The following is a 757-nucleotide window of genomic DNA, read 5'->3' on the forward strand; positions in this document are numbered from 1 at the left end:
GGCAGCCTACTTCTAACTAGAAGCTTTTCTTGACAGTGTGACATCAGATACTTCGGTACTATAATTTCCCTCCCCATCACAACTTGTCCGTATAGATATAAGCATTTGACTCATATCAAGACTTATTGCTTGGGCGCGCATATCCAACAGCGCGCTTATCTTAGCCTTCTGCGTCCCTCCATTGTTCAAACAAAGCAGACTGGTACAGGAATCTCTACCTGTTGTCCATCGCCTACGCCTATCGGCCTCGGCTTAGGTCCCGACTAACCCTGGGAGGACGAGCCTTCCCCAGGAAACCTTAGTCATTCGGTGCACGGGATTCTCACCCGTGTTTCGCTACTCATACCGGCATTCTCACTTCTAAGCGCTCCACAAGTCCTCACGATCTTGCTTCAATGCCCTTAGAACGCTCTCCTACCATAGAACCATAAGGTTCTATCCGTGGTTTCGGTATCTTGTTTAGCCCCGGTAAATTTTCGGCGCAGGACCACTCGACTAGTGAGCTATTACGCACTCTTTAAATGATGGCTGCTTCTAAGCCAACATCCTAGTTGTCTGAGCAGTCCCACATCCTTTTCCACTTAACAAGAATTTTGGGACCTTAACCGACGGTCTGGGCTGTTTCCCTTTCCACTACGGATCTTATCACTCGCAGTGTGACTCCCGGATCTACATACAGTGGCATTCGGAGTTTATCAGGATTCGGTAACCCGATAAGGGCCCCTAGTCCAAACAGTCGCTCTACCTCCACGATGCA

General features: G+C 49.0%; 1 rRNA gene. It reads right to left on the reverse strand.

Features of this window, described 5'->3' with window-relative positions:
* Nucleotides 1-757, reverse strand: a 23S ribosomal RNA gene (locus tag ACFP65_RS09010); the annotation flags it as partial.

Source organism: Marinilactibacillus sp. GCM10026970 (assembly GCF_042660675.1).
Lineage (GTDB): Bacteria > Bacillota > Bacilli > Lactobacillales > Carnobacteriaceae_A > Marinilactibacillus.